This is a genomic window from Duganella vulcania (genome assembly GCF_009857655.1).
Lineage (GTDB): Bacteria > Pseudomonadota > Gammaproteobacteria > Burkholderiales > Burkholderiaceae_D > Rugamonas > Rugamonas vulcania.
This window is the reverse complement of sequence record NZ_WWCX01000277.1, coordinates 1-658: the sequence shown is the minus strand read 5'-3', so window position 1 is coordinate 658 and position 658 is coordinate 1. Positions and strand designations below refer to the sequence as shown.

Annotated in this window: 1 protein-coding gene; it reads right to left on the bottom strand. The window is 73.3% G+C overall.

Annotated features, from left to right (window positions below):
* Window positions 1-658: TolC family protein (locus GTP90_RS35960; RefSeq protein WP_161087954.1), on the bottom strand; the 658-nt coding region annotated here is incomplete at both ends.

Below are 658 nucleotides of genomic sequence, written 5' to 3'. Positions count from 1 at the left end.
CCGGCCGCGCTGGCGGCTTCGGCGTCCAGCGGCGCCAGCGCGTGCGGGCTGCCGACCAGCAGTTGCAGCGCGTGGCGCTTGCGGTCGCGCTCCTGCTCGAGCTGGCTGGTGAGCGCCTGCGCTTGCAGCAGCAGGGTTTCGACCTGGGTCAGGTTCAGGCGCGAGGTGGCGCCGACCGCGACCCGGCGCGAGAAGATGCGGTAGCTTTCCTGGCGGGTGGCCAGCGTGCGGCGCGCCAGCGCGATGCGCTGGTCGATCTCGCGCACGTCGAAGTAGCCCTCGGCCACGTGGGTGATCAGCGACATGGTGACGGCGCGGCGCGCGGCGTCGCTGGCCAGGTAGTCTTCCAGCGCGGCCCCGCGCAGGCTGGCCAGGCGGCCCCACAGGTCGATTTCCCACGCGCTCACGCCCAGCCCGGCCTGGTACTGGCTGGTGATCATTTCGTGGCGTGTCAGGCTGAGGTCGGCCGGCACCTGCTGGCGCTGTCCGCTTGCCTGGGCGGCCAGCACCGGCAGGCGGTTGGCGCGCTCGATGCCGTAGGCGGCGCGGGCCTGTTCGACGCGCAGGACCGCGATGCGCAGGTCGCGGTTGTTCGCCAGCGCCTCGACGATCAGGGCCTGCAGCGCCGGCGGCGCGAAGTAGCCGCGCCATTCCGGCA